The sequence below is a fragment of the Clostridium sp. C105KSO13 genome, from assembly GCF_001517425.1.
Taxonomy (GTDB): Bacteria; Bacillota; Clostridia; order Lachnospirales; family Lachnospiraceae; genus Muricomes.
Map to the genome: position 1 here is coordinate 77,345 of NZ_FBWL01000165.1, position 14,128 is coordinate 91,472.

Genomic DNA, 14,128 nt, shown 5'->3' on the forward strand with positions numbered 1-14,128 from the left:
ATCAGTTTCCACCTTAAAAGCCCTGTTCTGTCCTGCGGATAATATCGTCCTGCAAAGACTTGGATAAAGTAGTAAACAATGCACTGTAGCCCGCAACCCTAACCACTAGATGCTTGTACTGCTCGGGATGTTTCTGGGCATCCTTAAGCGTCTCACGGCTCACCACATTAAACTGCATATGGCTCCCTTTCTGATCAAAGTAAGAACGAATCAGGCCTACAAAGTTTTCAAGCCCTCTCCTGCCGCTTAGAGCTGAAGGATGAAATTTCTGATTAAAAAGAGTTCCGTTGGAAGCAATATAGTGATCCAGCCTGGACACAGAATTTGCTGCTGCCGTAGGACCGTTCACATCTTTTCCCGCGGACGGCGAAACACCATCTGCAACCGGTGTGTAGGCCAGGCGTCCGTCCGGTGTGGCCCCGGTCTGTGCACCCAAAGGTACATTTGCAGATACCGGATACAATCCGGCCTGGAAAATGCCCCCTCTTGGATTTCTGTAATTTTGAAGTGGCTTTGTATAGGTGTATGCTACGTCTCTTGCAAATGCATCTACCTCCGAAATGTCATTTCCAAACTTCGGCACCTCTTCAATTAGTTTCAGAATACTGTCGCCCTTTTTCTTTACCTCAGGGGATTTTGATGCCGCAACTACTGTCTTTAGAATTGCAGAGATTTCTTTCTCTCCTACGACCTGCCCGGCTTCTTTCATACTGCCGGCTACTTCTGCGGTCATAAAAGCAATATCTTCTTCGCTAAGACCTTTACCGTAGTTTGTTGCCAGAGCTTCCTTCAACTCTTTCATCGTTATTTTCTGCTCATCATAGACCAGCTTCTTTACTGCATACAGTGAATCTGCCATATTGGCTACCCCAAAGCCCTGGGGACCTGTAAAATTATATACGGCACCGCCTTCCTGTACTGTTTTTCCTTTTTCCATACAGTCATCCACCATAGAGGATAGGAAAGGCAGCGGGCATCTTTCTGCGTGGGCCACATCAATGGAATTATCTGCATTCACCAGCAGTTTGATTGCATAGTCCATCTGGGTCTTATAGGCATCATAAAATTCATCAAACGTCTTCATGTCTTCTACTTTGCCTGTTTTGGGCCCCAACTGAACCCCTTTATCCATACCATTATTAAATACCAGTTCCAGGGGACGACACATATTGAAAAACGCAGCATCATGCCAGCCTTCAGTCTTTCCCGCTTTCTGAGGTTCCACACATCCGATAATATTGTAATCTCTTGCATCTTGCATAGTGAGTCCCCGGCTCACCAGTGCCGGGATGATTACCTCGTCGTTATAATATGCCGGAAGCCCGATTCCTGTACGGGTCAGCTCTGCAGCCTTTATTAAAAACTCATGTGGTGTCTGATTCCAAACCCTGACAGACAGGGAAGGCTGTGGGAGAGACACATGCATTGAAGCCTGGATACTCATAAATGACAGATCATTTGTTACATCCACCCCGTCTTCATTTTGTCCTCCCGCGATCAGGTTCTGAAATAAACTGTATCCTGCAAACCCCTGTGCCGAAACGGCATCACGGCACTTGTTCAGATCATTTAACTTTACCCAGATGCAATCTATCAGTTCCTGGGCATACTCTCTTGTTATCCTGCCGCTGTCAATATCCTTCTTATAATAAGGATACATATACTGGTCAAATCTTCCCGGCGAAATAGAATGCCCGCTGGATTCAATCTGAAGCAGCTGCTGGACAAACCAGAATGACTGGCATGCCTCATAAAAGCCTGTGGCGCCTTTCTCAGGAACATTTTCACAATTCTGTGCTATCTGAAGCAGTTCTTTCTTCCGCACCGGATCGGAACACCTTTCAGCCTCCTTAAGCGCAAGTTTTGCATAACGCTTCGCATATGTAACAGCGGCATCGCAGCTGATTATTACAGCGTCCAGGAACCTGGCCTTTTGCTGGTAATCACCGTCAGCCAAGCTAAGCTTCGACTTCTGGCTTGCAGCCTTTTCTTTAATTCCCGAAAATCCAATAGCCAGCACTTCGCCATATTTTACTGTGACGTGCCCCACACCATTATAAAAATAATTTCCCGGTGTAAAAATACCGTGATCTATTGCAAGCAGGGTCTCCGGCTCCATGTAATAAGTGGCAAGTTCGCTTGTTGTCTTTCCCTTCCAGTATGCATTGGCCTCTTTAAGCTCCGCTTTTGTTTTCTCTGATATGTAAAAAGGATCCGCCGACCTGGTGGCCACTGTGTCAAACTCTTCTTCCAGCCAGTCACAGGAAAATTCAGGATACGTCTGACATCCCCTGGGACCTATGGTCGTGCTGCCTGCAATCAGCTCCTGATCACGGATTATGATTGGTATATTCTCCAAAATATGCCGAAACGCCTTAGCCCGCCGTATAACCACAGGCTCATCCTCGGTTTGTTTATAAGATTCCGTAAGCAATACGGCTCTGGCCGACTCGATCTTCGGCATGCCCGCATATAAATCACTGACCAGCTTAGGAATACGGTCCGACTCTGGAATATCTGAACTGTCATAACTATATAACCCCATTGTTTTTATTACTCCTTCCCTGCACATAAATAGTCTGTATCCAGTTTTCATCATTATACTTCAATGTTATATGCAAGTCAATAAAAACAACATATTATTCGCTGATTTCGCTCAAAATCCCACTTAATATTAGTCCATATTTATTTGTTTTTGTTGGTTTTCTAGGGTTTTATTCTGAACTTTCATTGACAAAACCGGGAAAATACTCCATACTATACAGTAAGGTTTTAATTAGAAAGGCGCTGGATATGTCTTCTCTCGAATTTGATATACATACTCATACAATTGCCAGCGGACACGGCTCCGCTGCTACTATAACAGATATGGCAAAGGCTGCGGCCTCCAGACATTTAAAGATGCTTGGAATATCAGACCACGGCCCTGCTACCTTTGGCGGGGGCCGTACCTCTTATTTCCGTAACCTTGCCTATGCCCAAAAGAAGCGTCTTGGAGTGGAAATGCTGTACGGTGCGGAAGCAAACATTCTGGACAACAATGGAAAACTGGATCTGGACAATTCCATTCTTGAAAAGCTGGATTATGTAATTGCAAGTGTTCATAAACCAGTCAAGAAGCCCGGAACTAAAGAAGAAAATACTCAGACCTATATTGCAGCCATGAAAAATCCCAATGTGCGCATCATTGGACATTGTGACGATGTAAAATATCCCGTAGATTATCTTGCCCTTGTGAGGGCAGCCATGAAATATCACGTGCTTCTGGAAATTAACAATAGTTCCCTGGGTCCTGACGGATACCGTGGCGACACCCGGTTCAATGATCTGATGATACTAAACTTATGCAGACACTTTAGCTGCCCTGTAGTGCTGGCAAGTGACAGCCATGGTACCAAGCACGTAGGAGACTTTTCCTGTGCCCTGAAGTTCGCAGACCTTGCCGGGATGCCCGAGTCTCTGATTATGAATTACTCCGTTAGAACATTCAAGCACTTCCTTGAGAAAAAGTGACGGTGCATTTAATGTGTCAAGCAGTTGGTATCTGAATTTACAAAAAATGGCCCAACCATATAGGTGGAAGCCATTTTTTTGTAAAAGCTTTTATTCCCGCGAGCAACGAGCCAAGTGGAAATGCAAGCATTTCCACTTGGCGACTGCCGCGAGGGTCAAATTCCCCGCAGCTTGCTGCGCTACAAATTTGATGCCCCGTCAGCTTGCTGTGGGGTATTTGACTATGCTCTCTTAGATAGCACCTCAGACTCATAACGTTTTATTTCCTTGAACCAGTCTTCTTTCTCCGGCACATTATTGATTTCACAGAAATAATTCCAGACATCTCCGAACGGATAGCATTTCAGTTCCTCCTGCATTGCCATCAGTTCTGTAAACTGCTGTGTATCCTGCAGTTCCATAAGCTTTTTGTTCGGGCTTAACATTGCCAGCATCAGAGCTTTCTGCATATTTCTCATACCGACTACCCATGCGGAAATTCTGTTGATACTTGCATCAAAGAAATCCAGACCGATAATCACTCTATTCAGAGCGTCATTTCTTACAATTTCTTTTGCAATTTCCTTCGTCTCATCATCAAGCAGTACTACATGATCACTGTCCCAGCGCACTGGTCTTGTTACATGAAGCGCAATCTTATCATTGAACAGCAGCATAGAAGAAATCTTGTCAGAAACCACTTCTGTCGGATGATAATGGCCGTTATCCATCAGCGGTACAATGCCTTTGTTCATCACATAGTTCATTGTAAATTCTGCAGACCCTGCTGTGTAAGCTTCCAGTCCGATACCAAACACCTTGGACTCCAGGCATACAAGAACTTTTTCTTTATCATAGTCAATTCCCAGAATCTGATCCAGGGAATCTTTATATCTTGCTCTTGGTCCCAGTCTGTCAGCCGGAATATCCTTAAATCCATCCGGAATCCAGATGTTCATCAGACAAGGTGTTCCCAGCTCCTCTGCGAAGTACTGTGAAATGCGCACACAAGCTTTTCCATGGTCAATCCAGAACTTGCGGATTTCCTCATCAGGACTTGTCAAAGTATATGCATCTGCCTTCGGATGAGAGAAGAATGTGGGGTTGAAATCAAGTCCAAGTCCTCTTTCCTTCGCAAACTCTACCCATTTCTTAAAATGCTTTGGCTCCAGTTTATCACGGTCAACCCACTCACCTTCTTCAAAAATGGCATAGCTTGCATGAACATTAATTCTGTGCTTTCCTGGAATTAGGCTCAGCGCCTCATCAATATCCGCCATCAGTTCTTCCGGTGTCTTTGCCTTTCCCGGATAATTTCCTGTAGCCTGGATTCCTCCCGTAAGAGCACCCTCACGGTCAAACCCATTTACATCATCCCCCTGCCAGCAGTGCATAGAAATCGGCACACTCTTCAAAGTCTCCAGCACCTTATCCGTGTCAACACCGACACCTGCATAAATCTCCCTCGCTGATTCATATCTTTCCTTCGTTGTCATAGTAAATCCTCCTTTTTTCAAAACGGGGACAGTCCCTTTTGAGCTCCGTTTTCAGAATTGTTTTCCTTTTTCATCGTATCTTTTTATGTCAAATGACTCTCCGATGCATGTCCTTGCCTCCGGAAGGTCTACAAACACGCCATCGTGGAGCATTTGCACGGTTATATTACCGATTGCAGTAGCCTCTGTAGGACCTGCCGAAACTTTCTTTTGTGTGTATTTTGCAGTTAATTCGTTCAAATATCCGGCGTTCGCGCCGCCTCCCACCACATAAATTGTATCATATGTATTACCGGTAATTGATTCTATTTCCTTAACTGTGTCACCGTAGCATTTTGCCAGGCTGTTGTAGATAACCGCTGATATTTCTGCTGTTGTATCAGGCACCTGTTGATTTGTTTTTCTGCAGAAATCCTGGACCGCCTGGATCATGCTCTCTGGAGCCAGAAATCTGTCATCGTTACAGTCCACAATAGATGGGATTATTTCCTTCGCTGCCCTCTCACAAATTGCGGCGAAAGATAAATCCTCTTCAAACTCCTTCTTTACTGACTGAATCATCCAAAGTCCCATGATATTTTTCAGGTAGCGAAATCGGTGGTCATAGCCTCCTTCATTTGTAAAATTAGCCTTCATACTTGCCATAGAGCAGTCGGCTTCTTTTCGCTCAATCCCCATCAATGACCATGTGCCGGAACTGATGTAAATAGCATTGTCATTATTTGTTGGAACTGCCAGCACTGCCGAGCCCGTATCGTGTGTGGCCGGGAGCACAACTTTGCAGTCAAATCCCACTTCTTCCTGTATTGCCTTAGTGAAGTTCCCCACTACAGTCCCAGGCATAGAAACCGGTTTAAATATTCCGGAAGGATATCCAAGCATATCCATCAGCTCATAATCCCAATCGTTGGTCAACGGATTGATCAGCTGTCCGGTTGTTCCGTTTGTATACTCCATTCTCTTTACACCTGTGAGAAGAAAGTGGAAATAATCCGGAATCATCAAAATGGAATCTGCCTGCTCAAGATACTCGGGGTTAGTTTCTTTAACTGCCATAAGCTGGTAGATTGTGTTGAAAATCTGTTTCTGAATACCAGTTCTGGTATATAGGTCATCTTGAGAAATTATCTCATATACCTTTTTGTCCATCCCGGTTGTACGGTCATCCCGGTATCCTACTGTGTCACCCAGAATTTTGTCCTCTTTATCAAGCAGCACATAATCCACGCCCCAGGTGTCAATCCCCATGGAGACCGGAATCTTGCCAATCTCTTTACACTTTTTCAGGCCATTCTTAATCTCAGTGAACAGACGGTTTACATCCCAGCACAACGTACCATCCTTATTATCCATGCCGTTCGGGAAGCGGTATACTTCCTCAAGCTGCATCTTCCCGTCAGCTACAGAAGCAAGTATATGACGCCCACTGGACGCCCCGATGTCAACGGCTAAATAATACTTATCCAATTCCATACCTCCTTTATACTTTTCTACTATTATACTTGTATTATAATCGTTGAAAGAGGACAAAAAAAGGACGGCATTTACAAAAATAGCCGTCCTTATTTGCAGTTCTGGATGCCATCACAGGCATTTCTCATAATTATCATTAGCATTGTCCCAGTTAACTACCTGAAACCAGTCATCGATATAATCATCCCGCAAATTATAGTGTTTTAAATAATATGCATGTTCCCAGACGTCTATATTGAGTACAGGGCACATTTCCAGAGGGACCGGTGTATCCTGGTTCTTGGTTGTTATAATTTTTAGCTGTCCGTCATCGTCGACTACAAGCCACGCATAACCGGAGCCAAATACCGAAGAAGCTTCTTCTTTAAATTGTTCTTTGAAGCGCTGGTAATTACCATACTTTTTGTTGATGGCTTCTTTTAGTTGTCCTGTCGGCTGCGCGGGAGCAGGATTTAAAAGGTTTTCAAAATAGAACCTGTGGTTAAATACTCCTCCAGCATTGTTCTTTACATCTGTCTGAATGTCTTGTGGGAGCCTGGGTATATTTCCCAGAAGTGTTTCCAGTGACCAGCTTTGAAATTGTGGATACTTAGCCAGTGCATCATTCAAATCATCAATATATGTTTGAAGATGTCTGTCATGATGCAGCCACATTGTTTTTTCATCAATGTACGGTTCCATAGCATCATAAGCATAAGGTAATGGAGAATTAGAAAACTTGTAATGTTCGTTCATGTAAAAAATCTCGTTTTTTATAGTATATGTAACAGACAGTCTCCCTGTTCATATTTATTGGTTTCTATTCTTCTTTCAGCAGAACCCCCGCGTTCACCTTTGTCACTTTGAAATGGGGCACCCGCACATAGTGCCCGTCCAACTCCGGCACCAGACTTGTAGGATCTTTTCCCTCTGCACATGCGCCTCCGATTGTAAGTATGACCTCTGCCTGTTTTTTCGCATCATTTTTCACAGTTCCGTATATATCCCCTTTGGATATGGCCTCCAGGCAATCTTTTGTTCCATCTATCCCCACGATAACTGGCCCGTTCTCCAGCATATCCTTTTCCCGCAGAGCCTGCACTGCTCCGAGGGCCATTTCGTCATTATTGGACATGACAACTTCTATAGAACTTCCATAATCCTCCAGCCATTTCAGCATTGCCTCATAGGAAAGAGAACGCATCCAGTTGCAGGTCTCGTTCCCAAGCTTATCCATCTCAATTCCTGCCTGCAGAACTGTTTTCACCGAAAATTCTGTGCGGATCAGTGCATCCTGATGTACCTGTTCTCCTTCCAGCATAACATACTGCAGTTTGCCGTCCCCGTTCTTGTCCATCTTTTGTGGATTTCTCTCATATTCATTTATAAGAAGTTCTCCCTGCAGTATACCCGCTTCTCTGGCATCCGTACCGACATAATATTCCCTGTCCCAGATCTGCATATCCTCTTCCACAGGTTCTCTGTTGAAAAATATAATCGGAATATGGGCTTCTTTAGCCTTGTCCGCAATGACTGCTGCCGCTGTCCGGTCCACCATGTTCACACAAATAATGTCATAGCCCCTGCTAATGAAATTATCCACCTGATCATTCTGGCTCCCCTGATTATTCTTTGCATCAGCAATGTTAATGACCACCTTACGCCTGAGTTTTGTCTCCAGAGCCTTTCCGCCACTTGTCAGGTAGCTGCTCACAGAGGAGATAAATGCATCATCACCCCGGTAAATTGCCACCCCTATTTTTATCGGATTCTTTTCCTTTTCTTTATCTCTCCTTTTGATACATCCAGAAGAAGTCACCGACATCCCCACGATTAAAATAACCATACCTGCCAACATCCACAGTCTGCCTAAAATCCTCCTCATATACCTTCCCCCTTGCATCTTTTGGTTCAATTTATTGGCTGAACTGTAACCGGTTATTGTACAAATGGAAATAGAAGGCGCTGATTCTCCATACTGTACATTTGGCCGGAGTCAATAATAGAGTATCTGATTTTATTGTCTTGTGGTTCTTCACCGTGCAATTTTTCAACTGCATTTCTTACGCTTAAATATCCAATACTGTATTCGTTTGACACACCAATTATCTGGATAATCCCATTCTCCAGGTAGTTGATGATCTGGTTTGTATTTCCGATACCACAGATAGGAATTCTTTTAAAATCTTCTTCCTCCTGTTTCACCTTACCCAGCTGTTCCAGTACAGTGCTGCTAAATGCCACAATATGCCGGTTCTTACTGTCTCGCAGCAAATCCACAAATGCCGCTGACCGGGTTGCTTCATCGGTTCCTACATTTACTTCTTCAATGGGTACGACCGCAGCCTCCAAAACATCTTTTGTTCCTTTATACCGCTGTGCCACATCTGTATATTCTGTCCCGCATTTTATCAGAATCACACCCTCTGACAAGTTTGACTGTTCCAGAATTTTTTCTCCCAGTTTCTGTCCCATTTCATAGTCGTCAGCATGAACCTTATTGCGTTTTCCTGTATCCTCTTTTTGGGTCCACGAATTCACCTCGACCACGGGTATTTCAGAACTGATTTTCTCTATTTCTTTTCTCACCACTTCATTGTTTACACTCTCTATGAGAATAGCATCTGCTCCGTTTTCCACCTCTGTCTTTAGAAGTTCTTTTTGTTCCCCTGCATCTGCCGGGTGCCCGGAACTTACCGTTGTTATCTCTACATTGAATTCCGTGGCCGCCTGCTCCATTCCCTGGAAAATTACCTGCTGGGTGTCCTCCGTGGTCTCTCCTCGGTGAATATACGATATCTGATATACTTCCTCGGTCCCTCGGCGGTGCGGCAGAATAAGAAAAGCAAGTACAGACGCTGCTGCACATATTCCCAGTACAAGTATGATAATCTTTCTTTTATGTGTCACAGCCTGCCCTCTCCTTTCTTCTCCGCCTCTTCTACTGAAATTAGCGGCAGCCTGGCACGTACAAGAGTGCCTTCATCCGGCTCACTTTCCACCTCAAGTCCATACGCTTTTCCAAAATAAAGCTGAATTCGTTCCTCCACATTATGAAAACCAATGCCCGATCCCCGTGTACGGCTCTGTTTCTGACTTCCGTTTACGAGTACTTCAATCTGGTCCTCTGTCATGCCCGGGCCGTTGTCTTCCACCTCAATCACCAAATCGTCATCTCTTTGATATGCACGGATAGAAATTTCTCCGTCCCCGTCCATAAAATCCATGCCATGATAAATCGAATTTTCAACCAGTGGCTGTACACTTAGCTTAATGACCCCACATTGCAGCACGGATTTCTCTGTCTCTATATTATAAATAAACTTATTCTTGTACCTTACCTTCTGAATAATCAAATAATTTTCTACGTGCTGCAGTTCCTGTTCTACTGTAATAATATTTTTACCTTTGCTCAGGCTGATTCTAAATAATCTGGCAAGGGCAGTGACCATTTTGATAGCCCCGTCATAACGTTCATTTTCAATCATCCATACAATAGAATCAAGAGTATTATACAAGAAATGTGGATTAATCTGGGATTGCAGGGCATCCATCTCGCTTTTTCTTTTGCTCTCCTGCTCTACAACGATGTCATCCATAAGCCGGCGCATATTGTCCGCCATCGACTGCAGCGTTTTTGCAAGATGACGGATCTCATAGGTTCCACTTTGTGGAATCCTGGCATCCAGATTATTACGTTCCAGTTCTCTCACAGACTTTTCCAGCTGTTTAATCGGGTTCGCAACTCTGGCCGATACAAACATATTTACTGTGATCAGTGTCAATATGGCAAAAATTGCAACAAGCCACATAAACTGGCTATTCTGTGTGTATGCAGAGGTAATGTCCGAAGTGGGAGATACCCCGATCAACTTCCAGCCTGTATAACCCACAGTTTTTACAGTAATCTGGAGCTCCTGGCCTTCAAAAATTTCCATATGACTGCCTTCTGAATAGGCTGCCGCCTTCTTATGATTTTCATGGAATACTCCCGCATATATCAACTGCTGGTTTGGGTGATAGATCAGTTCTCCGCTGGGATCCACGATGTATACATATCCCGACTCTCCCAAATCCACATTTTTGCATATCTGTTCAATTCCCGTAAAATTCATATCAACAAGCACGACACCGTGGACAATTGTTCCGTCTCTGGTCATTTCCACCGATCGGCTTAAGGATACTACCCAGTGATAAATACTATCTGAATTTACAAACAGATTCTCCACATGAGGAGTGGAAAAATGCAGGTTTTCAATCTTTTCATTTGCCCGGATAAACCACTCTTCCTCCGTTGTCTCCACACTGGGTTTGAGACGGCTTAAGGGCTGAGCCGCAATAATTTCTCCATCATCGCTGAAAATAGAAATACTCACCAGCGAGGAGGCATTTGCGTCATATAAAAGTTTCATCTGTTCTGTAACTTTTGAAACCCCATCTTTTTCAAAATCCGTATTCTTAATAATGCTGTAATACATGGCATTTGAAATGTTCATCATATTATGCAGATAATTGTCCAGATTTTGGTTCATCTGGTTCAGCACATTTTTGTTATTATTGATTGCCATTTTCTCCGCAGAATTTATGAAGCGCCCAGAATAGCCCATGGCCACCACGAGCAGGACGACAACAGACACCGCAGTAAATGTAAGCGACAGCATAAACTGCAGACTTCTTCTCTGCAGTGATTTCCTGATTTTCTTCCAGAGCCTCATGTTCCTCTCTCACCTTCCGTTACTGTTTCCTGTATCTGGACGGCGCCACGCCATATTTCTTTTTAAACACATAGCTAAAATAGTTGGGCTCGGCATATCCCACCTTTGCAGCAATTATATATGTTTTATCAGCCGTTGTATCCAGCAGATGAACCGCCTCATTCAACCGGACCTCCGTGAGATAAGAAACAAAGCTCTTTCCCGTCTGTTTCTTAAAAACAGTAGAGAAATATGCCGGACTTACATGAAGTTCCTCACATAAACGCTCTACAGACAGCGCGGTATTCTGAAAGTTATCTTCCACATACTCTTTTGCCCTTGATATCAGTGTCTCGCCTGCGTTAGCCTGTTCTTTTTGTATCATATGACCCAGTTTTATGCATCCTTGCATAAACCACTTTTTAATCTGTCCCAGGGAGTGCAGCCCGAACAGCCTGGAAATATAGTTAGTCTCCCCGCCGAACACTTCTTTTAAATCCAGGTGATATATGTCTGCAAGACGCATCACGAGTGTAAAAAGCTCAAAAACATGTGTCTGATAGCGGTGATAGGGTAGCCTGGATTGTTCCAGCTTATGAAAGAAACTTTCAGTCTGCTGCCGTATCTTCTCTTCATCCCCCGATTTTACCGCTCTGAAAAAAGCCCGTTCCTCCACTTCACTGAACTGCAGCCTTCCAGCTATATCCTCCGGCTCTACATCCTTGATGTAAACACTTTCCCCGCCTTTTGGACGCCCCCGCAGCATGCTGTACTCCACAGCATTCTCAGCCTCCCGGTAGGAATAGCTTATTTCCTCCAGACTCTGTACTGGGCTGCCAATGCCTGCGGCAACCTCCATTCCTGTCACGGACCTGCTCTCCCGGCATATCTCATTGATTTCATTCATTAAAATAGATATCTGGCTTTCTCCGGTCAACTGCACAATTCCGGCTATATAATCCTGATGCAGAAGATAATCTACTTTGTGAAACCTGTCCAGCACTGACTCTGTTATCTGGCGTATGGCAAGAGGGACCAGTTCCTCCCGTCCTGAAAATAAAGAGGCCTGTTCTTTTACTTCAACAATAGGCTCTCTGTCTGCTGCTATTAAGACTACCGCCCGCAGTCTTCTTTCCGAATCAATCTGATACTGTTTTGCCTTTTGGAAAATCTGCTGCCTGGGTATCGTTCTCTCCAGAATTCCGGCCAGAAACTGCTCCCGCATAATCGGATAACTTTCTTTATAGCTTTCCCGCAGCAAATCAATATTCCTGCGTTCTTCCAGCTCCTTATCCATTTTCTTTTTTAATTTTACAAGGGACTGTGTCAACTGCGCGGATGAAATCGGCTTCAGCAGATACTCTTCCACGTTCAGCCGTATTGCCTTCTGCGCGTATTCAAAATCATCAAACCCTGAAAACACAATGATTTTCACCGTGGGAAGCATCTCCACAGCTTTTTCTATAAACTCAAGCCCGTCCATAAAAGGCATCTTTATATCTGTCATGATAACGTCGGGCTTGGTCTGTTCCAGCATCTCCAGTGCCTCCACGCCATTCTCGGCGGAAGCCGCCACAGCAAAACCTAAGACGCCCCAATCCAGCCTTTGTATCATACCATCTCGGATTTCAGCCTCGTCATCCGCTATCAAAACCTTATAAATCCCCATAAGAACCTCCGTCTAAACGTCGAACAGAAAGATGCTATAATAGATCTATCACAATCTATTATAGCATTTATTGTAAACTATTTCTTCCTGTATTTTGACAAGTCAATGGCAACCGCCACTGCAATAATAATGCCTTTAATTACCTGCTGCCACATTGGGCTGACTGCTATGAACTGAAGACCATACTGAATGACAGTGAATATAAGTACACCACTGACAATACCTCCGACTTTTCCGATTCCTCCGTTTAAGGAAACGCCTCCCACAACGCAGGCTGCAATGGCATCCAGTTCATAACCGTTGCCATAATTGTTCGTTGCCCCGGCAGTTCTCGCTGCTTCAAGTACACCAGCAATTCCGTACAGCACAGATGCAAGAATAAAGATTCCCATAATTGTTTTAAATACATTCACACCGGATACAACTGCTGCCTCTCTATTGCCGCCGATGGCATATACATTTTTTCCGAATACGGTTTTATTAAGAATAAACCATATCAGTAACACAAAGAAAATCGCAATCGGTACAAGAATAGAAATTCCCGGAAATACACCTTCTATCGTAAGGATTCTTTTCTGACCCAGTGCAACAAAATCCGGACGTACACCGCCGATAGGCTGAGATTTATTTGGCTCCATATCAAAATACAGTGAAGTAACGCCATAAACCATAACCTGTACAGCCAGCGTTGCGATAAACGGGTGCATCTCATATTGCGCTACAAGAAAACCATTGAGCAGGCCAAAGACGGCACAGGCCAATACGGCAAGTACAATGGGAACAATCAACGGCATGCGTGGAAGATCCGGGAAAAACCTATTGGCATAGTCGGGCGTCTGCAGCATAGAGGTGGAGATAACCGCTGCCAGTCCTACCATACGCCCTGCCGAAAGATCTGTACCTGCAATCAGCAGGGTAAAACTGATTCCAAGAGCTACGATCATTTTCGTGGATGACTGTGTCAGAATATCCAGCATAACCTGAAGTTTCATAAAGCGCGGCTCCATAATCATGATAACCACCACCATAACCAGTAGCGCCAGCATAATCGCATTATTTGTCAAAAACTGTTTTCCTGTTACAGTCGAAATTTCCACCGGAACACCCTGGTGGTGCTGCCTGCCCTTAAGCTGACGAAGGCCATAAATCCCAAAGGCCGCTCCTACCAGTGCAACATAAAGTCCCATGTCATAAAAAACCGCAGGATCCAGAAAATAGTAAAAAATCCATCCCAGCACAAATATTGCAGCTCCGGCTATCGCAAAAAACATGCCATACTTTTTGCGGGCAATTATTCTCCCTTTTTTTTGCATATGTATTACCTC

At 44.2% G+C, this 14,128-nt stretch carries 10 protein-coding genes; 1 reads left to right on the top strand and 9 read right to left on the bottom strand.

Going from position 1 to position 14,128, the window contains the following annotated elements:
- Positions 1-13: 13 nt before the first annotated feature.
- Entirely contained in the window at positions 14-2,545 is a 2,532-nt protein-coding gene (locus BN3456_RS08970; RefSeq protein WP_089983804.1) for a glycyl radical protein, read from the bottom strand.
- 248 nt (positions 2,546-2,793) lie between these two features.
- On the opposite strand from BN3456_RS08970, the gene BN3456_RS08975 reads away from it, so the two are divergent.
- Positions 2,794-3,513 (top strand): phosphatase, encoded by a 720-nt coding sequence (locus BN3456_RS08975; protein ID WP_089983805.1) that lies wholly within the window; start codon positions 2,794-2,796, stop codon positions 3,511-3,513.
- A gap of 221 nt (positions 3,514-3,734) precedes the next feature.
- On the opposite strand, the gene BN3456_RS08985 is transcribed toward BN3456_RS08975, so the two are convergent.
- From BN3456_RS08985 to mglC, 8 genes are all read right to left on the bottom strand, one after another.
- Positions 3,735-4,988, bottom strand: a complete 1,254-nt coding sequence (locus BN3456_RS08985; RefSeq protein WP_089983807.1) for an L-rhamnose isomerase — start codon at positions 4,986-4,988, stop codon at positions 3,735-3,737.
- Positions 4,989-5,039: 51 nt separating this feature from the next.
- Complete coding sequence (rhaB, locus tag BN3456_RS08990) at positions 5,040-6,455, bottom strand: rhamnulokinase (protein ID WP_089983808.1); 1,416 nt, start codon at positions 6,453-6,455, stop codon at positions 5,040-5,042.
- A 117-nt stretch (positions 6,456-6,572) separates the two neighbouring features.
- Positions 6,573-7,196 carry a superoxide dismutase gene (locus BN3456_RS08995; protein WP_089983809.1) on the bottom strand — a complete coding sequence of 208 codons (624 nt, stop codon included), beginning with the start codon at positions 7,194-7,196 and terminating at the stop codon, positions 6,573-6,575.
- A 64-nt stretch (positions 7,197-7,260) separates the two neighbouring features.
- Complete coding sequence (locus BN3456_RS09000; protein ID WP_242862844.1) at positions 7,261-8,325, bottom strand: galactose ABC transporter substrate-binding protein; 1,065 nt, start codon at positions 8,323-8,325, stop codon at positions 7,261-7,263.
- A gap of 53 nt (positions 8,326-8,378) precedes the next feature.
- On the bottom strand, positions 8,379-9,350 hold the full coding sequence (locus BN3456_RS09005) for a substrate-binding domain-containing protein (RefSeq protein ID WP_089983810.1): 972 nt from the start codon (positions 9,348-9,350) through the stop codon (positions 8,379-8,381).
- Positions 9,347-11,155: a sensor histidine kinase gene (locus BN3456_RS09010; protein WP_089983811.1), complete on the bottom strand. Its 1,809-nt coding sequence runs from the start codon at positions 11,153-11,155 to the stop codon at positions 9,347-9,349. The genes BN3456_RS09005 and BN3456_RS09010 overlap by 4 nt, the downstream gene beginning before the upstream one ends.
- 19 nt (positions 11,156-11,174) lie before the next feature.
- Complete coding sequence (locus tag BN3456_RS09015) at positions 11,175-12,803, bottom strand: response regulator (protein ID WP_089983812.1); 1,629 nt, start codon at positions 12,801-12,803, stop codon at positions 11,175-11,177.
- A 77-nt stretch (positions 12,804-12,880) separates the two neighbouring features.
- Positions 12,881-14,116, bottom strand: a complete 1,236-nt coding sequence (gene mglC / locus BN3456_RS09020; RefSeq protein ID WP_089983813.1) for a galactose/methyl galactoside ABC transporter permease MglC — start codon at positions 14,114-14,116, stop codon at positions 12,881-12,883.
- Positions 14,117-14,128 lie beyond the last annotated feature (12 nt).

What these genes read in the sequence shown, in the direction of transcription:
- BN3456_RS08970 (WP_089983804.1), bottom strand. Translation starts at nt 2,545, where the DNA reads ATGGGGTTATATAGTTATGACAGTTCAGATATTCCAGAGTCGGACCGT.
- BN3456_RS08975 (WP_089983805.1), top strand. Translation starts at nt 2,794, where the DNA reads ATGTCTTCTCTCGAATTTGATATACATACTCATACAATTGCCAGCGGA.
- BN3456_RS08985 (WP_089983807.1), bottom strand. Translation starts at nt 4,988, where the DNA reads ATGACAACGAAGGAAAGATATGAATCAGCGAGGGAGATTTATGCAGGT.
- BN3456_RS08995 (WP_089983809.1), bottom strand. Translation starts at nt 7,196, where the DNA reads ATGAACGAACATTACAAGTTTTCTAATTCTCCATTACCTTATGCTTAT.
- BN3456_RS09000 (WP_242862844.1), bottom strand. Translation starts at nt 8,325, where the DNA reads ATGAGGAGGATTTTAGGCAGACTGTGGATGTTGGCAGGTATGGTTATT.
- BN3456_RS09010 (WP_089983811.1), bottom strand. Translation starts at nt 11,155, where the DNA reads ATGAGGCTCTGGAAGAAAATCAGGAAATCACTGCAGAGAAGAAGTCTG.
- BN3456_RS09015 (WP_089983812.1), bottom strand. Translation starts at nt 12,803, where the DNA reads ATGGGGATTTATAAGGTTTTGATAGCGGATGACGAGGCTGAAATCCGA.
- mglC (WP_089983813.1), bottom strand. Translation starts at nt 14,116, where the DNA reads ATGCAAAAAAAAGGGAGAATAATTGCCCGCAAAAAGTATGGCATGTTT.